Source organism: Amycolatopsis speibonae (assembly GCF_042647925.1).
In the GTDB taxonomy this organism is placed as follows: domain Bacteria; phylum Actinomycetota; class Actinomycetes; order Mycobacteriales; family Pseudonocardiaceae; genus Amycolatopsis; species Amycolatopsis speibonae.
In genome coordinates, this window is sequence record NZ_JBHRWK010000020.1 from 53,604 (window position 1) to 75,738 (window position 22,135).

Sequence of the window (22,135 nt, forward strand, 5' to 3'; positions counted from 1 at the left end):
CCTTCACGCGCGTTCCCCCTGACCCCCGTCAGACGCGCTTCCGGTAAGCCCACGTGGCGAGCGGGAAGAAGACCGCGACCGCGGCCGCCATCCAGATCAGCGCACCGGTCAGCGGGCCGGCGATCGGACCGCCGTTCATCAGCCCGCGCAGGACGTCGGACATCTGTGTCACCGGGCTGATGTCGGCCCACGCCTTCAGCCAGCCGGGCATGGTGGACGTCCCCACGAACACGTTGCTGCCGAAGGTCAGCGGCATCAGCACCACGAACATCAGGCCCTGCACCGCGCCGGGGCTCTTCACCAGCATCCCGACGAACACCGACGCCCAGCAGAACGACAACGCGAACGCGATGACCAGCACGATCGCCAGCGCGAACTCCGCAGGCCCGGTCTGGATCCGGTAGCCCATGATCGTCGCGACGACCATCAGCACGACGAGGCACACCAGGTACCGGACGATGTCGGCCAGCACGGCGCCGATCAGCGGTGCGGACCGCGCGATCGGCATCGCGCGGAACCGGTCGAACACGCCCTTGGTGACGTCGGTGTTGAGCTGGACGCCGACGGTCATGCTGGCCTGCAGGATGTTGAACACCATGATGCCGGGCACGATCATCTGCAGATAGCTTCCGGTGTCGCCCATGATCGCGCCACCGAACAGGTAGACGAACATGACCAGGAAGATGATCGGCGCGAGCGTGACGTCGGCCAGCTGCTCCGGGTTCTTGCGGATCTTCAGGATGCCGCGCCAGGCAAGGGAAAGCCCGTGCCGGCCGCTGCTGGACAGTGATACGCGCCGTGGTGGTGCGGGCGCGGCGAGGGTCGTCATACCAGGCTCCCTTCCGGAGTCGTGTCCTTTGTGGAATCGGTATTCCTGCCGGTCAGTGCGAGGAACACCTCGTCGAGGCTGGGCAGCCGCAGCGCCAGCTCGTCCGCGGTGATCCCGGCTTCGTCCAGCTTGCGGACCAAAGTGGACAGCAGGACCGGGTCGGCGACGGGCGCCGTCAGCAGCCCGGTGTCGTTGTCCCGGTTCGGCCGGGCCCCGGTGAGCCCGGTGAGGATGCGCTCGACGGCGTCGAGATCGGCGAGCGCTGTCGGCCGCACCTGCAGCGTCTGGCCGCCGGTCCGCCGCTTGAGCTCGTCGGCCCGGCCGTTCGCCACGACCAGTCCGTGGTCGAACACGGTGATCGTGTCGGCCAGCTGGTCGGCCTCCTCCAGGTACTGCGTGGTGAGCAGCACCGTCGTCCCGTCCGCGACGAGCGTCCGGACCACGGCCCAGACCTCGTTGCGGGCGTGCGGGTCCAGCCCGGTGGTCGGCTCGTCCAGGTAGAGCACCTTCGGACGGCCGACCAGGCTCGCGGCGAGGTCGAGCCGCCGCCGCATCCCGCCCGAGTAGGTCTTGATCGCGCGTCCGGCGGCGTCGGTCAGTTCGAACCGCTCCAGCAGGTCGGCCGCGCGCTTCTTCGCGTCCGCCCTCGAGAACTCCAGCAGCCTGCCGATCAGGACCAGGTTCTCCGTGCCGGAGAGGTCCTCGTCGACCGACGCGTACTGCCCGGTCAGCCCGATCATGCTGCGGACCGCCATCGGGTTCTTGACGACGTCGTACCCGAAGACGCTCGCGTGGCCGCGGTCCGGCCGGATCAAGGTGGCCAGGATCCGGACGGCGGTCGTCTTTCCCGCGCCGTTCGGCCCCAGCACCCCGACCACCTTGCCCGCCGGGACCTCCAGATCGACCCCGTCGAGCGCCTTCGTCTCCCCATAGTGTTTGACCAGGCCCTCGGCCCTGATCGCGTGAGTCATGTTTCCTCCTGTGCATCTCGCCCCGCGGACAAAGGTGCACCGTCTGCCTGGCAGACCGCGCACAGCGCGCTGGCAGGACCTGACAGGAACTGATAAGCGCTGGTAGGCGCAGTGTGAGGAGGTTGTGAAGGTCTTGTGGAGACCGCCGCCACAGCGGCCTTGATCGGCATACTCGACGTCATGGTGATCGAAGAACGGCCGGTCCGTCCGGTGGCGCCTCGGGGTGCCGGGCGGAAGCTGGTCAGCGGGCTGCTCATCGCGGCGGTCGTGCCGTTCGCGGTGCTCACGGCGATGCGGCTGGTGGGCTACGACGGCAACACGTACACGATCGCCGCGCTCGCGCTGACGCCGTACGCCGGGATCGCGACACTGGTGCTCGGCGTCCTCGCGCTGGGGCTCCGCCGCTGGTGGACCGCGGTCGTCGCGATCGTGCTGACCTGCACGATCGCCGCGCTGGTGCTGCCAAGGGGGTTCGCGAACGAGCAGAAAGCGCTCGGCGGCAAGCACGTCCGCGTGCTGGCGTCGAACATGCTCGGCGGGCAGGCGGATCCGGACCGGATCGTCGGCTACGTCAAGGACCACCAGGTCGACGTCCTGAGCCTGACCGAGATGACGCCCGAGGCGATCACCGGGCTCGACCGGGCCGGGTTGTTCCAGCTCCTGCCGTACCACGTGCTGCACCCGGCGGAGTGGGCGTCGGGCTCCGGGCTGGTGTCGAAGTACCCGCTCGCGCCGCTGGAGTTGAGCGGCGATTCGGACTACAAGCAGCCGAGCGCGAGTCTGGATCTCGGCGGCGTCCGGATCGAGGTCGTCGCGGTCCATCCGGCGGCGCCGATGTGGGACAGGCACGCGTGGGTCGACGAGGCCAAGGACCTGCCCTACGCCGACGCCGAGCACGACATCCGGATCCTGGCGGGCGACTTCAACGCCAGTCTCGACCATTCGCTCTTCCGTGAGCTGCTGACCAGGGGCTACGTGGACGCGGCCGATCAGCTGGGGAAGGCGCTGCAGGGCACCTGGACGAACGGGATGGTGCCGCCGGTGCCGATCGACCACGTGCTGGCGGACAAACGGACGGCCATCGCGGACTTCAAGGTGCTGGAGACGCCCGGCAGCGATCACGACGCCGTCTACGCGGAAATCGTCCTGCCCTGAAAGTGACCTCGCGCTGGCAAGCTTCCCGCGCATGAGGAAACTCTGGGGAGTTCTCGCGCTTTCGCTGCTCGCGGGCTGCGTTCCGGGTCAGTCGTCGCCGGGCCCTCCGGAGAGCGCGCTCGGGTTCGCCGCACAGCCGGGCGCCGGGCGCACCTTCATCCAGCGGGATCCGGTCGGCGAGATCGAGCGGCTGTTCCAGCCGGGGCCCGACCGCAAAGGGGTGGCGCTGGTCGACACGGGCCGGACCCTGATCGGCGTCGGCGTCCGTGAGTTCCCTGGTGAAAGCCGGTCGGAACCGATCGCGTGGGTGTCCGGGGGCGGTGAGATCGTGTTGCCGCAGGACAGGCCCGGCTACTGGTCGCCGATCGCGATCGCGGCCGACGGCGATCAGGTCCTCGTGGTCGGTGCCCTCGGCGGGGGCGTGCGGGTGTGGGCCTCCGGTGACGCGGGCGCGACCTGGATGGTGTCGCAGGTTGAGGTGCGGGCGAGCGACATGTGGTTTTCCACCGTGCTCCGGGCGGAAGGGAAATGGCTGCTGGCCGGGGCTTCCGCGGCCGGAGCGCTGGTCGTGACCGGCGCGCCCGGGGCTTGGGAGACCTCGTCCATCGGGGACGGCCGGATCCTCGGCGGGGCCACCGACAAGGCGGGCAAGGCGGTGCTGTTCGGCGACCGTGTCGAGTGGAATCAGGGCAAGACGTCGAACCGGTCGTGTTCGCTGGTCTGGGTTCCCGGCGGCGGTGGCTGGCAGCGGGGTGAGCTGGGCTGCCCGGTGGAGCAGATCAAGACCGCCGAGACCCAGGAGGACGGACGGGTGGTTCTGGCGAGCAGCCGCGATCTCTGGGTCCGGCCCAGCTGAGCAGGGAGTCCAGCGCCTTGAGGGTTTCGAGGCCGTTGGTCGCGAGCGAGACGCCGCGGCCGTGCCGGACCTGCGGCTCGCGCGGGTTGATCCGGACCAGTGCGCCGGTCGCGGCGCTGGCCAGCTCCGAGTAGCGCCGCACCGTCGGCACGGCCTGCCCGGCGCCGAGTTCGACCACCACGAGGTCGCGATGCTTCCGGCGCCACGTGGTCAGCTCGTCGAGCTGCGCCTGGCCACGCCGCCCGAGCCAGTCGTAGTCGCCGAACATCAGGATGTTGGGCCGGGCGAGGCCGCCGCAGCGCGGGCACGACGGCAGCGGTTCCAGCGCGCGCATCGTGTCCTCGTCGATCGGGACCTCGATGCCGTCCGCGGACCAGATCTCGCCGGTGCACCGGTCGAGGCACTAGAGATGATGGATGGACCCGTGCGCTTCGGCGGTGTGCGGGTAGCCCGCCTTCTGGAACTGTCCGTCCACATTGGACGTGAAGGCGCGGGTGCCGCCGGGTTTGCGCGCTCCCCAGGACAGCAGGAGCCCGAACCCTTCGTGCGGGACGGTGGCGCGGTAAAGCGCCAGCCGGTGCCCGTAGAAACCCCAGGCCAGCTGGGGATCTTCGGCGAAATGGCGCGGATCGGCGAGCTCGACGAAGCTGATGCCGAGCCGCTCGTACGGCGGATACGCCTTCCAGAAACCCTCGTCACCCCGGAAATCGGGCAGGCCGGAGTCGACGCCCATCCCGGCGCCGGCGCAGACGAGCAGCGCGCCGGCGCCGTCGATCAGTTCCGCGGCTCGTTCGAGCTCACTCACCCGGCTTCGAAGCCTGGACGACCTCGAATTCCAGCAGGTTCGCGCCGCTGGAGACCGGCTTCGCGCGCTCGCCCGCGTGCGCCTCGCGCGCCGGGCCGGACGCCCACGCCTGATAGGCCTCTTCGGACTCCCACTTCGTGTAGACGAAGTAGCGGCTTTCGCCGGAGACCGGGCGGAGCAGTTCGAAGCCGAGGAAGCCGGGCTGATTGTCGACGGCGTGCAGCCGCGCGGCGAACCGCTTCTCCAGCTCGGGGCCTGAGCCTTCGGGAACCTCGATCGCGTTGATCTTCACGACAGCCATGCCGTCCACCCTACGGTGAAAATCTTTTGCGCCGCGATGTGATGCGTGGGACCTTCCCAGGGATGGCTGACACGAAGATCCTCATCTCCGGAGCGAGCGTCGCCGGACCGGCCTTGGCCTTCTGGCTCACCCGCTACGGCTTCGAAGTGACCGTCGTGGAGCGCGCGCCTTCGCTGCGTCCCGGCGGTCAGGCCGTCGACCTGCGCGGAACGGCCAGGGAGGTCGCCGTCCGCATGGGCTTGGACGAACGCATCCGCGAGGCGTGCACGGACACCAAGGGCGAGACGCTCGTCGACCGGAAGAACCGTACGAAGGCCACCTTGCGCAGCGACGACTTCGGCGGCGACGGCCTCATCGCCGAGATCGAGATCCTGCGCGGCGACCTGACCGAAGTGCTGTACGAGGCGACCAGGGAGAAGACGGAGTACGTCTTCGGCGACCGGATCACCGCGCTGGACGAGCGGGCCGACGGCGTGGATGTCACCTTCGCGAGTGGTTCGCGGAGGACGTTCGACGCGGTCATCGGCGCGGACGGGCTGCATTCGGGAGTGCGGGCGCTGGTCTTCGGCGAGGAGTCCCGCTACGTCCGGCATCTGGGCTCGTACCTGGCGTTCTTCACCGTGCCGAACCGGCTCGGCCTGCGGAACTGGGCGATCGGCTTCGACGACGTCGGCCGGTCCGCCGGGATCCGCGGCATCCGCGACGGCGACGAGGCGATGGGCTACTTCGGGTTCGCGTCGCAGAAGATCGACTACGACTATCGCGACGTCGAAGCGCAGAAGGAGCTGGTCCGCCGCTTCGCCTCCGGGATGGAGTGGGAGGCGCCCTGGCTGCTGGAACAGCTGGACGACGCCCCCGACTTCTACTTCGACTCGTGCGCCCAGGTGATCATGGAATCCTGGTCGCGCGGCCGGATCGGGCTGCTGGGCGACGCCGCGTTCTGCCCCTCGCCGCTCTCGGGACAGGGCACGAGCCTGGCGTTCGTCGGCGCGTACGTCCTGGCCGGGGAGCTCGCGGCCGACTTCGACGGCGGGCTCAAACGCTACGAAGCGGTCATGCGCGAGTTCGTCGAGAAGACGCAGGAGATGGGGCGGGACAACGCGGAGTCGATCTTCGCGAAGTCTCGGACGGCTTTGCGGACGCGGTATCTGATGATGCGGCTGATGCGTCTCAAACCGGTCGCCGCGCTGGCTTCGCGGAAGATGCGGGCCGTGGTGAGCGGGATCGACCTGCCGGACTACCCTGACCGCCCCAAGACCCCTTGACCGACACGCCACCCGCCGCATTTAGTCCTCTGGATGCGGCCGGGGGTCAGCCTCGGAGGGTGCCCGGGAGCAATTCGGCGTCCGGAGGGATCGCCGTGCCGTGGAACCAGGCGTCGAAGAACGGCCGCAGGTCCTGCTCCGAAAGCTTGATCGTGAACGCCTCGAAATCCGCCCAGGACGCGTTGGCGTTCCGATAAGCCGCCGGCCACTCCTTCATCAGCCGCCCGAAAGCGCCTTCGCCGATCTTCCGCCGCAGTGCGTGCATGGCCAGGATCCCCTTGTCGTAGACGCCGTGGAATTCCTGCCCGGCGCCCATGCCGACCAGTTTCGACGTCCAGAAATCCGGGCTGCCCCGCATGATCTCGAGCGCGGCGCGGTAGCGGTCGTCGAGGTTCTCGTTGTCCCGCGATTCCTGCCACAGCCATTGCGCGTACGACGCGAGACATTCGTTGAGGCAGATGTCGGACCACGAATTCAGGGTCACCGAGTCGCCGAACCACTGGTGTGCGGTTTCGTGCACCACGGTGATCAGGTCGGCCCATTTCGCGTAGGTCGGCCTGGTCTGGGTCTCCAGCGAGAAGTGGATGTCCTCGTCGAGATAGATCCCGCCCGCCGCGTCCACCGGGTACGGTCCGAACTTCGAGGTCAGGAAGCCGATGATCTCCGGCAACCGCCTGCCGGTGTCCCGCCTGTCCTCCGCGCTCGGCGCGTACGCGTTGACCAGCGGCGTCCCGTCCGGGAGCGCCATCCGGTCGACGGTGAACTTGTCGATCGCGACCGTGGTCAGGTACGCCGCCACGGGGGTGCGCTCCTGCCAGGACGTCGTGGTCCAGCCGTTCGCCGCGGTCTTCTGGATCTCGCGTCCGTTCGAGACGACGGTCCAGCCGTCCGGCACGCGGGCGGTGAGGTTGAACATCGCCTTGTCGCGCGGGGTTTCGTTGACGGGGTACCAGAACGACGCCGAATGCGGCTCGCCGACGATGAACGCGCCGCCGCTCTTCGACTTCTGCCAGCCGTTCTCGCTGCCGCCCGCCTTCGGGGTCGCCGACGGGTCGCCGCCGTAGACGACCTTCGTGCGAAAAGTGCTTCCGTTCCGGATCGGTTCGGCGGGCGTCACCACCAGCTCGAATTCGCCTTCGCGGGCGAACTTCGCCGGTTTCCCCTCCACTTCAACGGATTGGACCGTCAAGCCGCGTAAGTCCAAGTTGTACCGATTGAGGTCTTGGGTCGCTTTCGCGATCACCGTGGTGTCGCCGTCGAGGCGCCCTTTCGCGGGCTCGTAAGTGATCCCGACCTGGTATTCGACGGCGTCGTAACCGCCGTTTCCGTCCATCGGGTAATACGGGTCGCCCGCGCCCGAAGCACCCGGCGCCGGGTTCATCGGCGGCGGCGGAGGGGACGCGGCCGGGGGAGGATCGGCACTGCAGCCGATAATCAGGGCGCAGACGACCCCCAGGATCAGGCCGGCGGCGGGGACACGGCTGCGCATGGAGGGGAGCTTAGTGGTGATTCAGCGCGACGGGTTGATCACTTTCGGCGGTGATGGACCGCCGATCGTCCTCCTGCACGGGTTGATGGGCAGGGCGACGACGTGGTGGCGGGTCGCGCGAAGGCTCGAACCGTACGGGCGTGTCCACGGTCTCGACGCGCGCGGGCACGGCCGTGGTCCACGCGGCGGGCCCTGGCGCACCGAGCGGTTCGCCGATGACGTCGCCGCGGTGCTGCGGACCTTCGACGAACCCGCGATCCTGATCGGACATTCGATGGGCGGCCTGCACGCGTGGGTCACCGCGGCCACGCATCCCGGGCTCGTCCGCGCCGTGGTCTGCGAGGACTTCGCGCCGGATCAGCGCGGCCGGACCGTGGACACCTGGCGCGGCTATTTCGAATCCTGGCCGGTCCCGTTCCGGTCCTTGGCGCATGTGCGCGAATTCTTCGGTGACACCGGCGACTACTTCGTCGAATGCGTCGAGGAACGCGAAGACGGCTATCACCTGATCGCGTCGCTGCCGGATCTGTACGAGATCGCGGCGGAATGGGGGCGGCGGGACTTCTGGGAGTTCGTCGAGCGGGTCGAATGCCCGCTGCTCGCCATCGAGGGCGAGCGGACGGCGATGCCGCTGGGACAGCAGGCCGAGCTGGCCGCGCGCGTACCCGGCGGCCTCGGACGGCATATCGTCGTCCAAGGCGCCGGGCACGTGGTGCACGACGAAGCGCCGGAGACCTACCTCGGTGCCGTCGAAGCGTTTCTCTCCGACGTCATCGGTCAGCGCTTGGCGAGCTGAGCGTCGATCCAGGCGCGCAACTTCGTTTCGCCCGGGTAGCCGATGTTCCGCGCGGACGGCAGTTCAGCGGCGTTGCGGACACCGACCAGCGTCGGGAGGTAGCGGATGTTGTACTTGCCGGACAGGTCGCGGCTCTGGTCGACGTCGACCTCGCCGAGCAGGAACTTGCCGCCGTACTCACCGGCGAGCCGCTCGATCACGGGCTTCATCTGGCGGCACGGCGGGCACCAGGTCGCGCCGAAGTCCATGATGACCAGCTTCTGTTTCGAGATGTCCATGACTTCGGTGTAGTTGCCCGAAGTCACTGTCATCACGTTCTCGGCTTTCGGTGCGGCGGAGGCCGCGCCTGAGCCGAAGCCGGTGATGAGCGCCAGCACACCGGCCAGCACGCAGACGAACCTTTTGGTCTTGGACAAGAGGATCTCCTTGGCTGTGAGGGGAATCCGCTCAGGACGAAGATCCGGTCGGCAATCCGTTGGCGACCCAGTCTTCGATGCCTTCGCGGTACTTGCGGACGTTCGTGTAGCCGAGCTCCAGCAGACGCCGCCCGACGAATTCACTGTTGCGGCACGGCGTGTTCGCGCAGTAGACGACGATCGCGGCGGCCTTGTCCGGTAGCACCGCCGGTGCCAGCTGGTCGGTGAATTCGGCGGCCTGTTCGTAGGGGAAACCCGGAATGTTGTGCGATTCCGGCAGATGTTCCTTTTCGAAATAGGCGACCGGCATCGTGTCGACCACGACCACCGTGCCGGCCTCCATTCGGGAGAGCAGTTCCGTACGAGTGATCAACGGCAGCATGGTGCCCCTTCTCAGACGACCTTGATTGACGCTTCCCATCGTCGGCCGTCTTCCGGGGCCCGCTCTAGTGCCGCCTCCGCATGCCGAGGCGTTATCGAGGCCTCACGGGCCTCGTGAGTGGCAAGGAAGGTTATTTGAGGGGTAAGGCAAAGGTGGCGTCGTGTCCGAACCCGCGGTGATCAGGAACGGGTCTCGCGAGATCCGTCTCTGATCACGCGTGATCGCCGCCTGATCACGAATGATCGCCCATCCAGTCCGAACACGACACCTTTGGCCTTCTTCTCAAGTGAACCGTTCTTGCCACTCACGAGCCGGTACCGGCTCTCTGGACGGCCTATCCGGCCGCCAGCCGCCCGTGTCGGTGCAGCCAGCCGCGGTACGGCCCCGTCCGCTCGGCGAGCCGCCAGTATCCCGCCGTCGCCTCGCCGGCGAGTTCCGGGACGCCGGGCGCGCACGGGCCGTCCTCCCGCCAGGCGAGCACGTGCCGCACGCACATCGGCGCGCCCGCCAGCGGCCGGATGGCCAGTCCGTCCGACGGCGGCCGGGTCGGCTGGACGAGCCCGACGCCGTGCCCGCCGCTGACCAGGTCTTCCCGCGCGGTGTCGATGTCGACGTCGTGGGTGATCCGGGGATCGAACCCGTGCGCGAGACACATTTCGCGGAACACCACGCGGCAGCCGTCGCCGCCGCTCGACACGATCCAGTCCTCCCCGGCCAGTTCGGTGAGGTCGATTTCCTCTTCGCCGGCGAGCGGGTGTCCCGCGGGCACCGCGACGAACGACGGCTCCTCGACCAGGGTCATGGTCCGCACCTCCGGCGGCACCGGGAGGCCGCGCCTGCCGCAGATCATGATCAGCGCGAGGTCGATGCCCCGGTTCGCGACCTGGGCGAGCAGCCGCGTGCGCGAGGTGTCGGCGCGCGTGCGGAACGGCTCGCCGGGTCTCAGGTCCCGCAGCCCGGCGAGCAGCGAACCCGTGATGGCACTGTCGTTCCAGCCGATCCTGATCGATTCGCCGACCTCGGGTTCCTGACGGTGGAAGTCGTGCTCCAGTTCGTCGAAGGTGAGCACGATCGCCTTGGCCCGCCGCAGGATCAGGGCGCCGAGTTCGGTGGGCCGTACCCCGTGCTGGTCGCGGGTGAACAGGGAACCGCCGACCATCCGCTCGATCCGGCGCAACTGGTGGCTGAGCGCGGGTTGCCCGAGCCCGAGTCCGGCGGCGGCACGGTTGAGGCTGCCGGAGGCAGCGATCTCACAGATCACTCGAAGATGCCGAACCTGAATCTCCATGACTTCGTATACCGCGCTCCCGCCCGTGTCCGGCACCTCCGAAGGTCGCACCCCATTCACCGTTGTCGTGAACTTGCGAAAGATCCTGCGAATTCCTATAACGCGATGACAACCACTGTCGGCAATATCGGGGGTCACTCGCCGTGGCTAGCGTCGGTCGACGCCTCGTTCTCCCCGCATATCCGCGAATCAGGAGCCGTCTTGCTGCGACCACTGCCGCTCACGGAGCATTGCGCTGATCCTTTGGCGCGAGCCGAGCACGTCTGCATCGGCATCAGCCCGTTCAACAGCTATTTCACGGTGGAACGGATCGCCGATCTCGCCCGCTGGGCCATGTCGGCTTTCACCGGTTTCCATTTCTTCGTCCCGGACGGGCCGTCCGCGTTCACCCTCGAAGCGCTCGGTTACGACCCGATTCGCGCCGCGCAGAAGGCGCAGCGACAGGGCAACTACACGCGCAACAAGATCGTCCGGGCGCTGCTGCAGGTCTGCCCTTCGGATCCGCAGACGCTGATCCTGGACGCCGCGTCGCTCGAAGCCGATCCCGCGTATCTCGGCCTGCTTTCCGAGGCGCACCAACGCTTCGCCCTGGACCCGGAGTTCGCCGAACACTGTCTCGGCGCCACAGGCTGGGTGCTCGACCGGCGGCTGCCCGAAGGCGAACACCCCACCCGTGACCAGCTGCGCAGCGCCGTCCGGTACTTCCTGGCCGAGTTGCCGATGTTCGTCGGCACCGTCGCCGTGGCCGGTGTCGGCAGCTCCGTGTTCGCCTACCACCAGCGGGTCGAGTTCCTCGAACGGCTCTACCGCGGCGAACTCTCCTGGCGGCCGTTGCCCGGACAGGGTTTCGTCGTCCTCGACCAGGCCATCCCGGAACAGGCTGTCGCGGAACGGGTGGAGTGACCGTGGAACACGACGACTTCTCCCTGCGCCGGGTACCCGCCGAACGCCGCTACTCCTGGGTTTCCGTCGCGCTGCAACGGTTCGGGCAGGTGTCCTCGTTCCACCAGTTCCTGCTCGGCGCGGTACTCGGGTTCGGGATGACCTTCTGGGACGCGGTACTGGCCATCACGATCGGTTCGGTACTGCTGGAGATCATCACCATCCTGATGGGCGTCGCCGGCACCCGGGAGGGGCTGTCGACGTCGGTGCTCGCGCGCTGGACCGGCTTCGGCACCGGCGGGTCCTCGCTGGTCGGGCTCCTGATGACGCTGAGCCTGGCGGGCTGGTTCGGGGTGCAGAACGACGTGTTCGCCCACGGCCTCCACTCCCTGATGGGCGGTCCGCCGGTGTGGGTGTGGGCGCTCACGGGCGGCGCGCTGGTCACCGCGATCGTGGTGTTCGGCTTCCACGCGATGGCTTGGACGGCATACCTCACGGTGCCCGCTTTCCTCGCGCTGGCCGGGTATTCGATCATCTCCGCGCTCGACGGTCACGCGCTGTCCACGCTGGTGGCCGAGCCGCCGCCGGGGCCGGCGATGTCGCTGGCGCAGGGCACCACGCTGGTGGCGGGCGCGTTCATCATGGGCGCGATCATGACCCCGGACATGACCCGGTTCAACCGGACCGCGTCCGACGTGGTGAAGCAGACCCTGGTCAGCGTCACCCTCGGCCAGTACCTGATCGGCCTGATCGGGGTCCTGCTCGCGCACGCGGCGAAAAGCGCCGACGTGGTCGGGATCATCACGTCGTCGTCCGGGGTGCTCGGCACGCTGATCCTGGTCACGGCGATCCTGAAGATCAACGACTGGAACCTCTACTCGTCCTCGCTCGGGCTGGTGAACACCGTGCAGGTGCTGCTGTCCCGGCGCCTGGACCGCACCACCGCGACCCTGCTGCTCGGCGGTCTCGGCACGGTGCTCTCCGCGATCGGCATCCTCGACCACTTCACCACCTTCCTGACCTGGGTCGGCGTCCTCACCCCGCCGGTGGCGGGAGTGGTGATCGCCGAGTACTACGTGGTGCGGCGCTGGAAACCGGACCTGGAGGCCACCCGCGCGTCCGGGGAGCTGCCGCGGAATTGCCCGTCCTGGGTTCCCAGCGCGCTGATCTGCTGGGTGGCCGGGGCCGCGGTGGGCATTTGGCTGCCGTGGGGAATCCCCACGGTGAACTCCGTTCTCGGTGCTTTTCTCCTGTATGTTCTTCTCGGCAGACGGACCACGGCCGCGGCGGTTCCCGCGGTGATGACTTCTTCCGGCGGGTCGCAAACCCGTTCGTGACAAAGGAGTTCGACGTCGTACAACTGGATGTCCACCACCTGCGGGTGATCAGGGCGATCGCGGACACGGGCAGCCTTTCCCGTGCCGCGATCGCTCTCGGTGTCACCCAGCCCGCGGTTTCCGCGCAACTCAAACGGCTGGAGAACATGCTGGGCTACCAGTTGTTCGATCGGCGCGAGGGCAGCGTGAAGCCGACACCGATGGGCGAGCTCTTGTTGCGCCGGACAGCCGCTTTGCTGCCACAGCTGGACAAACTGCTCGAAGACATCGAGCAACGCGTCTGTCCCAGCGGCCCGCCCGACGTCGTCCGCGTGGCGTCGGTGGCCAGCGCGCTGGTCTCGCATCTGCCGTCACTGGTGACCAGGCTGTGGCCGGAGGTCTCCGAAGTGCAGCTCGTGCACGACGACCATCCCGAGCGGCTGCTGCCGCTGCTGGCCCAGCGACGCGCGGAATTGGCGCTGGTCAAGGACTATCCGGGCCACGAGCTCGAAATCCCCGCGAACGTGGACACCGCGGTGGTGGTGACCGAGCCGACTTTCGTCCTGCTGCCGAAAGGTCATCCGCTGGCGAGCCGGGAAAGCATCGACCTGCGTGAACTGAAGGACGAATCGTGGGTGATGGTGTCCGATTCCTCGGCCGCCACGTTCACGAAGTACTTCGCCGACACCTGCGCGCGGTTCGGCTTCAGCCCGGCTGTCGCCCATCAGGTGACTTCGCAGCAGGTGGCGCTACTGGTGGTCAAGGCCGGCGCGATCGGCCTGTCGCAGCCGATCTGCGATCCGTGCGACAACGGCATCGTGACCCGGCCGCTGCGCGGGGATGTGTTGCCGCGCAGACATGTCCTCGCCTGGAACCGGGAGACCTTCGTGGCGGGTCGGCAGGAGGAGCTGATCTCCGCCGTGGTCGAAACGTACTGGGCCGAGGCGAGGACGGCGCCGGTCTACGCCGCCTACCTGGACAGGACTCGTGAGCGGTAAGGACGTGACTCGCGTGATCAGACCCGGATCTCGCGTTTAAACACGCGAGATCCGCCTCCAATCACGCGAGTGACCTCTCCAATCACGCGAGATCCGGGACAAGCGCGGTCTACTGCTTGGGGTAGAGGAGCGCGTCCGGCGGCCGCACCGTGCCGTCCAGCCACGCGTGCGTGAACTCGCCGAGGTCGCGTTGCGTCATCGCGGAGACGTAGAGCTCGAAGTCGTGCCAGTTCTGGTTCCCCTGCGGGTTGATCATCGGGAAGCCCGCCATGATCTGGAAGAACGCGTCCTCGCCGATCAGCCGCCGTAGCGCGTGCATCATCAGCACCGCCTTGGGGGTGGGCGCGAATTCGGTCCCCTTGCCCGGATCGGTGAGTTTGGGCGCCCAGAAAGCCGGGTCCCCGCTCACCTTGGCCACCGTTTCGCGGTAGCGCCGATCCAGGTCGGCGCCGTTCTTGGCCTCGTCCCACAGCCAAACCGCGTACTGCGCGACGGACTCGGGCATCAGCGTGTCGCGCCACATCTTGCCGGTCACCCCGGCGCCCCACCATTGGTACGCGGTGGCGTACACCAGATCGGCGACGGTGGCCGTGCGGCCGAACACCGGCCGGGTCTGGGCGCCGTGCGTGTAGCCGAGGGAGCGGTCGAGGAACAGCCCGCCCGCCGCCGATTGCGGGTAGTCGCCGAACTTCCCGGTGAGGAATTCCAGCACTTCGGGCAGCCGCCCGCCGATCGCCCGCTTGTCGACGGCGCACGGGTGGTACGCGTTGATCGCCGTCCGGCCGCCGGGAAGCGCGATCTTCTCGACCTCCCAGCGCCCGATGCCGAGCATCGCCGTGCTCGGCGCGAGGGCGGTGTCCTCCGACCAGGTGACGGTGTGCCGTCCGAAGCCCGCGGGCACGTCGGAGACCTGGAAACCGTTGCCCATCGCGGAGAATTCGTCCAGGACGGTGATGGAGACGCGCAGGGTCGCCTTGTCGACTTCGGTGCCGTTGACCGGGAACCAGGTCATCGCCGACCGGGGCTGGCCGGTGGCCACGGCGGAATCGCCGGAGGCGGCCAGCCAGCCGACCCGGCCGCGCGCCGTGGTGAGCGGCTCCGGCCGCCCGTCGTAACCGACCACCACGGTGAACCGCTTGCCCGCGGCCAGCGGGGTCTTCGGGGTGATCACCAGCTCGTGTTCGCCTGCCCGGCGGAACGTCGCGGCCACCCCGTCGACGCTGACCGAGCGCACGGTGAGGCCGCGCAGGTCGAGGTCGAACCGGCTCAGGTCCTGGGTGGCGGTCGCGGTGATCGTCGCCTTGCCGCTCAGCAGCATCGAGTACGGCGCGTAGTCCAGCGCGAGCGAGTACTTGTCGACGTCGTAGCCGCCGTTGCCGTCCTTCGGGTAGTAAGGATCGGGGCCGAGGACGGTGCCGTCGGGCGAGACGTGCACGTACCCGTCGCTGCCGGGTGCCGGCTGAGCCACCGCCGAAGCCGGGCAGGCGCCGATCATCGTGGTGGCGAGCAACGCGGTGCACAGTGGCTCCTGCCACCGAATCCGCACGGTCATGAACGGGCCTTCTCTCTGCCGGGGAGGATGCCCGGTCATCGTGCGTACGTCCGCGTCGCGCGCGGCACTGCCAGCCGGTCATGCCGCGGGGTTATCCCGGCCGATAACGCCGCGGCATGACCGTCGGGGACTACCCGCGCCGCGCGGGGGAAGAGATCGTCGAGGCATGCTGCCCTTCCCGGCGCTGCTCGCGCTGACGACGACGGTCTTCCTCGGCTGCCTCACCGAAGTGCTGCCCGCCGGGCTGCTGCTGGGCATGTCCGCGGAGCTGGGTGTTTCCCCGTCGGCCGCCGGGCAGCTGGTGACGGTCTACGCGATCACCACCGCGCTCACCGCCATCCCGCTCACCGGCGCGACGCTGCGGGTGCCGCGCAAACGTTTGCTCCTGGCGCTGATCGCCGGTTTCCTGGTCACCAACCTGGTGATCGCGGTGTCCTCGTCGTACCCGCTGATCCTCGCGACGCGGGTCGCTTCCGGCGCGCTGACCGGGGTGATGTGGTCACTCGTCGCCGGCTACGCGATGCGCCTCGCCCCACCGGGACTCACCGGGCGTGCGCTGGCCGTGGCCATGTCCGGCACCCCGATCGGCTTCGCGCTCGGCGTCCCGGCCGGGACCGCGCTCGGCGAACTGGCCGACTGGCGCTGGGCGTTCGCCGCGATGGCGCTGATCACCGTGCCGCTGCTGGCGTGGGTACTCGTCGCGGTGCCCGCCGTACCCGCGGATCCGGCGGGGCCCACCCGGCCGCTGGCCGCGTCCCGGCTGCCGGGGATGCGCCCCGTGCTGGCGACGGTGGCGTTGTTCTCGTTGGGGCACAACGTGGCCTACACCTACATCGGCCCGGTGCTCGTGGGCCTCGACGCGGCGACGATGCTGGGCGCGGCGCTGCTGGTGTTCGGCTGTGCCACGGTCGGCGGGCTGGTGGCGGTCGGCTCCGCGCTCGACCGTCACCCCCGCGCGGTCCTGGTGTCCTGCACCGCCTTGACGGCCGCCGCCATCGTCCTCATCGGACTCAGCGGCGGCGTCCACGGCGTGGTGCTGGCCGCTGCCTGCCTGTGGGGTCTGGCGTTCGGCGGCGCGCCCACCGCGTTCCAGGCCGTCACCGCGCTGATCGCGGGCCCCACCGCCGACGCCGCCCAGTCGCTCACGATCGCGGCCTGGAACGGCGCCGTCGCCGGGGGAGCCCTCATCGGCGGCTTGCTGCTGCCGCTGGGAACGTTCCTGCTCCCTTGGTGCGCCGCCTTCGTGGTCCTCTTGCCGCTGCTGTTCAGCCGGCGAGTCGTGCTTTCAGCGCCCTCGTATCAGTGCCCGACCGGACGATGAGCGGCCAGACGTCGGAGCCGAGGAACCCGGTCTCGTCGGTCGCCGCGGTCGCGCCGCAGGCGTCGCGTTCCAGCCCGTTGCGGGCCGCCAGCGCGGCGACAGCGTCCTTTGTGGATTGTCCGAAAAGGCCATCGACGGGGAGGGTGAAACCGCGTTCCCGCAGGAGTTCCTGCGCCACCCGCACTCGCGGTCCGGAGTCGCCGGGTTTGAGCAGCGGCCACTCCGGCAGGTCGGCCTTCGGCGACGCGGAGCCCAGCAGCTTCCCGACCGCGGTGCGCAGTTCCGGAAGCCGGTCGTACAGCACGGTCCCCGGGCATTCGGTCGAGTTGAAGTCCCGGTGCCCCTTGATGAACTCCGGCGAGATCCCGTACTGCGAAGCGATGTACGCGACCATCTTCACCAGCGAGTCCCAGAGCGCGGGCGTGACGTCTTCCTTGCTGTAGAGGCCCTCGTTCTCGATCCCGATGCAGGTGCTGTTGTTGTTGCCCACGTTCGCGCCCAGCACGTGCTGCTTGCCGCCACGCAGGATCTCCAGGCTGCGGTGCCGACCTTCGGTGATGTGCCCGCCGCGGCTGTTCGTGAACTGCTGGCCGCTGTCGACCCAGCCACGGGTGTCCATGTGGAAATTCTGGATCGAACGCGACGCCCAGTAGGCGTGTTCGAGCGTGTAGTCGGTGACGTTGCCGGGATCGACCGTGTGGTGCACGACGATGTACGTCGGTTTGTGGTTCTGCACCTCGATCGCCCCGTTCGGCGGCCGGGCACCCCAGGCCGCCGTGTCGTGGATCGTGGGTTCTTGTGCTGCACCGGGCGCCGCGGCTGCGGCGGAAATCGTTGTCGTCCCCAGTAGCCCGACGGCGCTTACCGTCAGGCCGCCCTTGAGCGCGGTACGTCGGTCGAAGTCGGCCACGGGCGTAACTCCCATCATGCGCGTTGGCCGGAAAACTAACCCGCCATCGCGCCGATGACAACCATTGACCAACTTTTGTCGTAATGCGTTAGTGTTCGCCGGGGAGCGCGAACAGGCCGTCCCCGGTCTGTTCGAGCAGGCCGTCGACCAGCAAAGAGTCGAGGCAGCGGTCGCGCTGCCCGGATTCGTGCCAGACGAGATCGAGCCGTGCCTTCTCGACCGGGCCTTCGGTGCCGCGCAGGACGTCGAGCAGCAGCCCGCGCACCTGGCGATCGGTCCCGGCGAATTTCTGGACCTGCTTCGCGGGACCGGCGTAGGCGGGTTTGCCCGCGTGCTGCCAGGCGCAGTCGTCGTAGATCGGGCAGTCCGCGCACTGCGGCGACCGCGCGGTGCAGACGAGTGCGCCGAGTTCCATCAGCGCCGCCGAGAGTTTCGCGGCGGGCGCGTCCTCCGGCGGCAGCAGCGCCTCGACGTCGGCCATGTCGCGGGTGTTCGACGGCGGTCCGGCGTCACCGGCGCCGTGCACGGCCCTGGCCACCACGCGCCGGACGTTCGTGTCCACCACCGGCGCCCGCTTGCCGTAGGCGAAGGCCGCGACAGCGCGTGCGGTGTACGCGCCGATGCCCGGCAAGGCGAGAAGAGTGTCCACATCGGACGGGACGACGTCGCCGTGTTCGGCGGCGATGACGGCCGCCGCGGCGTGCAGCCGCAACGCGCGCCGCGGGTAGCCGAGCTTGCCCCAGGCGCGCACGACCTCGCCCTGCGAAGACGCCGCCAGCGCCGACGGAACCGGCCAGCGCGCCATCCATTCGAGCCAGATCGGCTGGACGCGCGCGACCGGCGTCTGCTGCAACATGATCTCGCTGACCAGCACGCCCCAGGCGGTGCACTCCGGCTCACGCCAGGGCAGGTCGCGCCCCACTTCGTCGAACCATCCGGTCAGCACATCCGCGTCGACGCCCACCCGGCCAGCTTAGGGAAGCGCGCTACGCGATCTCCGTGAGGTGTCCCGTCTTCACGTCGTAGACGAAGCCGCGCACGTTGTCGGTGTGCGGCAGGAAGTCGCTGCGCCGGACCCGCTGCACCGACCGGCGCACGCTGTCCTCGACCTCGCGGAACGCCTCGACGGCCCAGGTCGGACGCAGTCCGGAGGCCTCTTCGAGTTCGTCCTTGAAGTTGTCCTCGGTCACCATCGAGAGGCCGCATTCGGTGTGCTGGACGATCAGCACCTCACGAGTGCCCAGTTTTCGCTGGCTCAGCGCGAGCGAGCGGATCATGTCGTCAGTGACGACACCGCCGGCGTTGCGCAGGACGTGAGACTCGCCCTGCAGCAGGCCGAAGATCTCGAACACCCGGATACGGGCGTCCATGCAGGTCAGAACCGCCACCTGGAGTGATGGCCTCGGGGACGAGCGGTCACCAGGAGTGACGTCGCCCAGCTCCTGGTTTCGCTTGAGAAGTACGTCGATTGAGGTCACCTGACTATTTGAACCGACACGCTCGGTGAGAGCAACGTTTTACGGGCTACATCACGGCCCGAACCAGCGTTCCTCGGCCGTTCGTGGCGGTGCCGACGTGCGGCCGACCCGCAGTTCCGTCTGCAGGGTGATCACCTTCGGGCCGACCCGGTCGGCCGAGCTGAGCAGCAGTTTTCCGGCCGCCTTGCCCTTCTCGAGCACCGGCTGGTGGACCGTGGTGAGCCCGGAGCGTTCGGCCTCGGTGATGCCGTCGAATCCGGTGACCGTCAGATCCTGCGGCACGCGCAGCCCGCGGCGTTCCGCCTCGGCCAGCGCGCCGAGCGCGAGGATGTCCGAAGTGCAGATCACGGCGGTGACCTGCGGATACGCGTCGAGCAGCTGGCGTGCGGCCGACGCGCCGTCGTCCACGGTGTGGTCGAAGCGTTCGACCACCGGCACCGTCGCCCAGTCGACCCCGGCCGCCGAGAACGCGGCGGCCAGCGCCTCCAGCCGGATCCGCTGGACGTGGAAGTGCGCGGCGCTCTGCCGCTGGATGGAGACGAAGTCGTCGTTGCGCTCGCGGGCCAGCCGCATGCACAGCACGCCTATCTGCCGGTGACCCAGCGAGATGAGGTGTTCGGCCATGGCGGTGACGGCGGCCGCGTCGTCCGGGCCGACCCTGTCGACACCGTCCACGCGCGGCTGGTCGACGATCACCGTCGGCACCGGGCGTTCCAGTACGGCGCCCAGATGCGGGTCGTCGTCGGGCACCGAATAGACGACGAAACCGTCGACACCCGCGCGGTGCACGGCCGCGACGTCCTCGTTGCCGGGGCTCGCCGGGACCAGGTGCAGGCCGACGCCCGCGTCTTCACACGCCAGCGCCAGTCCTTCGAGCACGCCGACGGCGGCCGGATCGCGGAAGGCGTAGGAGAGGTTCTCTGTGAGCAAAAGACCGACAGCGCCGGCCTTGCGCGTCCGCAGTGAACGGGCCACCGGGTCCGGGCCCGGGTAGCCGAGGCGCCGTGCGGTCTCGAGAACACGGCGGCGCAACTCAGGGGACAGCTGGTCGGGTCGGTTGTAGGCGTTGGAGACGGTGGTCCTCGACACACCGAGCTCCGCGGCCAACGACGCCAGTGTCGCCTGCCTCCTGGTGCGAATAGGACGGCCCATCCGCAAACCGTAACGGTTCAGAACGTTTTGCAGAAGCATCACCCGACGTGTGGCAGGTCTCGATTCAGAGTGACCCTGGGTACAGCTCGCACCTGGACAGCGGGTTCCGTCAGCCGGATGGGGTACAGTTGAATCTGACAACGGTTTCCATTACCCGGCATCTGGGACACCTGGCCTGGGCATCCGCAGGAGTGCAGTAAATGAATTCCCGCCGTACTAAGAGTGTTTTCGCGGCCGTGTCGGCCCTGGCCGTCCTCGCGCTCGGCGCGACGGCTTGCGCGTCGAGTGACAAGGCGTCCACGGGCTCCGGTTCGCAGAACGCGTCCGCCGCGAACCCCGGCGGCGAGAAGATCAAGGTCGTCGCCTCGACCGACGTCTGGGGCAGCGTCGTGACCGCCGTCGGCGGCGACAAGGTCGAGGTCACCTCGATCATCCACGACCCCTCGGCCGACCCGCACTCCTACGAGACCACCGCGAGCGACGCCATCGCCGCGAAGAACGCGAAGCTGACGCTGTCCAACGGCGGCGGCTACGACGAGTTCTTCTCCAAGCTCGCCGACCAGGCCACCGGCGCGCAGAAACTGGTCGCCGTCGACATCGCCGCGACCGGCAACGAGAACGAGCACGTCTGGTACAGCCTGCCCGGCGTCGAGAAGATCGCCGACCAGGTCGCCGCGAAGCTCGGCGAGATCCAGCCCGCGTCGAAGGACGCCTTCACCGCCAACGCGACCGCGTTCAAGGGCAAGACCCAGGAGCTGCTGAAGAAGGTCACCGGGCTGGGCACCTCCGGCAAGGTCGTCGCGACAGAGCCCGTCGCGCACTACCTGCTCGACAGCGCGAAGGTCACCGACGCGACTCCGCCCGCCTTCGCCGCGGCCGTGGAAGCGGAGCAGGACGTGCCCGCCGCCGCGCTCAACGAGGTCAAGCAGCTGATCTCCGGCAAGCAGGTCAAGGCCGTGGTCAACAACGCGCAGACCACCACCCCGGTCACCCAGCAGATCGTCGGCGACGCCAAGAGCGCCGGGATCGCCGTCGTCGACGTCACCGAAACACTTCCCCAGGGTGTGACCGACTACATTGCATGGATGACCAAGGCAGTGGACGCGCTGGCGGGAGCACTGAAGTAGTGAGCTCCGTACCTGCCGAGGCGCGTCCCGCGGTCCGTGTCCGCGGGGCGAGCCTCGCGTTCGGCACCAGGACCCTCTGGTCCGGGCTCGACCTCGACGTCGAGCCCGGGGAGTTCCTCGCCATCCTCGGGCCGAACGGCTCCGGGAAGAGCAGCCTGCTCAAGGTGCTGCTCGGCCAGCAGGGACTGCCCGAGGGCACGGTCGAGATCGCGGGGCGGCGCCCCGGCGGGCAGAACCGGCGGATCGGCTACATCCCGCAGCAGCGCGCCCTCGACGAGGGCCTGACGATGCGCGGGGTGGACCTGGTCGGCCTCGGCCTGGACGGGCACCGGTGGGGGACGGGGCTCTTCGGGATTTCGAAGCGACGTCAGCTGGTGGCGCGGGCCATCGAGGCCGTCGGCGCCCAGGCGTACGCGAAACAACCGGTGGGGCGGCTTTCCGGCGGCGAGCAGCAGCGGCTCCGCGTCGCGCAGTCGCTGGTCGGCGACCCCGCGGTCCTGCTGTGCGACGAGCCGCTGCTCTCCCTCGACCTCGCCCACCAGCGCGCGGTCAGCGAGCTGATCGACGAGCGGCGCCGTTCGGCGGACACCGCCGTCCTGTTCGTCACCCACGAGATCAACCCGATCCTGTCCTATGTGGACAGGGTGCTGTATCTGGTGAACGGCCAGTTCCGGGTCGGCAAGCCGGACGAGGTGATGAACTCGGAGACGCTGTCCGAGTTGTACGGCACGCGGATCGAGGTGCTCAAGGTCGGCGGGCAGATCCACGTCGCCGGGGCGCAGAGCGCGCTGTGCGAGGACGAACCCCACCACATCGACGAACAGGCCAGTTAGCGGAAGTGGTAGA

22 protein-coding genes and 1 pseudogene are annotated in these 22,135 nt (G+C 68.7%); 10 read left to right on the forward strand and 13 right to left on the reverse strand.

Annotation, left to right across the window (positions count from 1 at the left end; all coding sequences use genetic code 11):
* Positions 1-28: 28 nt before the first annotated feature.
* Positions 29-829, reverse strand: a complete 801-nt coding sequence (locus ACFOSH_RS14625; protein ID WP_378239393.1) for an ABC transporter permease — start codon at positions 827-829, stop codon at positions 29-31.
* Positions 826-1,800 carry an ATP-binding cassette domain-containing protein gene (locus ACFOSH_RS14630; protein ID WP_378239394.1) on the reverse strand — a complete coding sequence of 325 codons (975 nt, stop codon included), beginning with the start codon at positions 1,798-1,800 and terminating at the stop codon, positions 826-828. Before ACFOSH_RS14630 ends, ACFOSH_RS14625 begins: the two co-directional genes overlap by 4 nt.
* 135 nt (positions 1,801-1,935) lie before the next feature.
* Between ACFOSH_RS14630 and ACFOSH_RS14635 the strand changes: the two genes are divergently transcribed.
* Together ACFOSH_RS14635 and ACFOSH_RS14640 are read left to right on the forward strand one after the other, a co-directional pair.
* Positions 1,936-2,955, forward strand: a complete 1,020-nt coding sequence (locus tag ACFOSH_RS14635; RefSeq protein WP_378239395.1) for an endonuclease/exonuclease/phosphatase family protein — start codon at positions 1,936-1,938, stop codon at positions 2,953-2,955.
* Between the two features lie 31 nt (positions 2,956-2,986).
* Complete coding sequence (locus ACFOSH_RS14640; RefSeq protein ID WP_378239396.1) at positions 2,987-3,811, forward strand: hypothetical protein; 825 nt, start codon at positions 2,987-2,989, stop codon at positions 3,809-3,811.
* Here the strand turns inward: ACFOSH_RS14640 and ACFOSH_RS14645 are convergent.
* Both ACFOSH_RS14645 and ACFOSH_RS14650 read right to left on the reverse strand, forming a co-directional pair.
* Positions 3,735-4,616 (reverse strand): annotated as a pseudogene (locus ACFOSH_RS14645) (SIR2 family NAD-dependent protein deacylase). The gene ACFOSH_RS14640 and the pseudogene ACFOSH_RS14645 overlap by 77 nt on opposite strands.
* A complete protein-coding gene (locus ACFOSH_RS14650) occupies positions 4,609-4,917 on the reverse strand; it encodes an antibiotic biosynthesis monooxygenase family protein (RefSeq protein WP_378239397.1) in 309 nt (102 codons plus the stop codon). Before ACFOSH_RS14650 ends, ACFOSH_RS14645 begins: the two are co-directional and overlap by 8 nt.
* 62 nt (positions 4,918-4,979) lie before the next feature.
* Here ACFOSH_RS14650 and ACFOSH_RS14655 point away from each other — a divergent pair, with 62 nt between their 5' ends.
* Positions 4,980-6,182: an FAD-dependent monooxygenase gene (locus ACFOSH_RS14655; RefSeq protein WP_378239398.1), complete on the forward strand. Its 1,203-nt coding sequence runs from the start codon at positions 4,980-4,982 to the stop codon at positions 6,180-6,182.
* 46 nt (positions 6,183-6,228) lie between these two features.
* On the opposite strand, the gene ACFOSH_RS14660 is transcribed toward ACFOSH_RS14655, so the two are convergent.
* The gene (locus tag ACFOSH_RS14660; RefSeq protein ID WP_378239400.1) at positions 6,229-7,671 is read right to left on the reverse strand and encodes a M1 family metallopeptidase; all 1,443 of its coding nucleotides are present in this window, start codon (positions 7,669-7,671) and stop codon (positions 6,229-6,231) included.
* Here ACFOSH_RS14660 and ACFOSH_RS14665 point away from each other — a divergent pair.
* On the forward strand, positions 7,670-8,467 hold the full coding sequence (locus tag ACFOSH_RS14665) for an alpha/beta fold hydrolase (protein WP_378239401.1): 798 nt from the start codon (positions 7,670-7,672) through the stop codon (positions 8,465-8,467). The two genes, ACFOSH_RS14660 and ACFOSH_RS14665, sit on opposite strands and share 2 nt — an antisense overlap.
* On the opposite strand, the gene ACFOSH_RS14670 is transcribed toward ACFOSH_RS14665, so the two are convergent.
* From ACFOSH_RS14670 to ACFOSH_RS14680, 3 genes are all read right to left on the reverse strand, one after another.
* Positions 8,449-8,883, reverse strand: coding sequence for a thioredoxin family protein (locus tag ACFOSH_RS14670; RefSeq protein ID WP_378239403.1), 435 nt, complete (start codon positions 8,881-8,883; stop codon positions 8,449-8,451). The two genes, ACFOSH_RS14665 and ACFOSH_RS14670, sit on opposite strands and share 19 nt — an antisense overlap.
* 31 nt (positions 8,884-8,914) lie before the next feature.
* Complete coding sequence (locus tag ACFOSH_RS14675) at positions 8,915-9,265, reverse strand: rhodanese-like domain-containing protein (protein WP_378239404.1); 351 nt, start codon at positions 9,263-9,265, stop codon at positions 8,915-8,917.
* Between the two features lie 334 nt (positions 9,266-9,599).
* On the reverse strand, positions 9,600-10,526 hold the full coding sequence (locus tag ACFOSH_RS14680) for a LysR family transcriptional regulator (RefSeq protein WP_378239405.1): 927 nt from the start codon (positions 10,524-10,526) through the stop codon (positions 9,600-9,602).
* A gap of 132 nt (positions 10,527-10,658) precedes the next feature.
* Between ACFOSH_RS14680 and ACFOSH_RS14685 the strand changes: the two genes are divergently transcribed.
* From ACFOSH_RS14685 to ACFOSH_RS14695, 3 genes are read left to right on the forward strand one after another with little or no spacing between them, the layout of a single operon-like run.
* Positions 10,659-11,456 (forward strand): tRNA-dependent cyclodipeptide synthase, encoded by a 798-nt coding sequence (locus ACFOSH_RS14685; RefSeq protein ID WP_378239407.1) that lies wholly within the window; start codon positions 10,659-10,661, stop codon positions 11,454-11,456.
* A gap of 2 nt (positions 11,457-11,458) precedes the next feature.
* Positions 11,459-12,772, forward strand: coding sequence for a purine-cytosine permease family protein (locus ACFOSH_RS14690; protein WP_378239409.1), 1,314 nt, complete (start codon positions 11,459-11,461; stop codon positions 12,770-12,772).
* Positions 12,769-13,749, forward strand: a complete 981-nt coding sequence (locus ACFOSH_RS14695) for a LysR family transcriptional regulator (protein WP_378239410.1) — start codon at positions 12,769-12,771, stop codon at positions 13,747-13,749. The genes ACFOSH_RS14690 and ACFOSH_RS14695 overlap by 4 nt, the downstream gene beginning before the upstream one ends.
* Positions 13,750-13,858: 109 nt before the next feature.
* Here ACFOSH_RS14695 and ACFOSH_RS14700 read toward each other — a convergent pair whose 3' ends face one another.
* Positions 13,859-15,301: a M1 family metallopeptidase gene (locus ACFOSH_RS14700; protein WP_378239412.1), complete on the reverse strand. Its 1,443-nt coding sequence runs from the start codon at positions 15,299-15,301 to the stop codon at positions 13,859-13,861.
* 166 nt (positions 15,302-15,467) lie between these two features.
* On the opposite strand from ACFOSH_RS14700, the gene ACFOSH_RS14705 reads away from it, so the two are divergent.
* Positions 15,468-16,622 carry an MFS transporter gene (locus tag ACFOSH_RS14705; RefSeq protein ID WP_378239413.1) on the forward strand — a complete coding sequence of 385 codons (1,155 nt, stop codon included), beginning with the start codon at positions 15,468-15,470 and terminating at the stop codon, positions 16,620-16,622.
* Here the strand turns inward: ACFOSH_RS14705 and ACFOSH_RS14710 are convergent.
* From ACFOSH_RS14710 to ACFOSH_RS14725, 4 genes are all read right to left on the reverse strand, one after another.
* Entirely contained in the window at positions 16,567-17,532 is a 966-nt protein-coding gene (locus tag ACFOSH_RS14710) for a peptidoglycan recognition protein family protein (protein ID WP_378239414.1), read from the reverse strand. The two genes, ACFOSH_RS14705 and ACFOSH_RS14710, sit on opposite strands and share 56 nt — an antisense overlap.
* Positions 17,533-17,620: 88 nt before the next feature.
* Positions 17,621-18,496, reverse strand: coding sequence for an A/G-specific adenine glycosylase (locus tag ACFOSH_RS14715; protein WP_378239415.1), 876 nt, complete (start codon positions 18,494-18,496; stop codon positions 17,621-17,623).
* A 22-nt stretch (positions 18,497-18,518) separates the two neighbouring features.
* Positions 18,519-19,010, reverse strand: coding sequence for a beta-class carbonic anhydrase (locus ACFOSH_RS14720; protein WP_378239416.1), 492 nt, complete (start codon positions 19,008-19,010; stop codon positions 18,519-18,521).
* Positions 19,011-19,061: 51 nt separating this feature from the next.
* The gene (locus tag ACFOSH_RS14725) at positions 19,062-20,162 is read right to left on the reverse strand and encodes a LacI family DNA-binding transcriptional regulator (protein WP_378239417.1); all 1,101 of its coding nucleotides are present in this window, start codon (positions 20,160-20,162) and stop codon (positions 19,062-19,064) included.
* A 200-nt stretch (positions 20,163-20,362) separates the two neighbouring features.
* Here ACFOSH_RS14725 and ACFOSH_RS14730 point away from each other — a divergent pair, with 200 nt between their 5' ends.
* Together ACFOSH_RS14730 and ACFOSH_RS14735 are read left to right on the forward strand one after the other, a co-directional pair.
* Entirely contained in the window at positions 20,363-21,289 is a 927-nt protein-coding gene (locus ACFOSH_RS14730; protein WP_378239418.1) for a metal ABC transporter solute-binding protein, Zn/Mn family, read from the forward strand.
* Complete coding sequence (locus ACFOSH_RS14735) at positions 21,289-22,122, forward strand: metal ABC transporter ATP-binding protein (protein WP_378239419.1); 834 nt, start codon at positions 21,289-21,291, stop codon at positions 22,120-22,122. Before ACFOSH_RS14730 ends, ACFOSH_RS14735 begins: the two co-directional genes overlap by 1 nt.
* Positions 22,123-22,135: the final 13 nt, after the last annotated feature.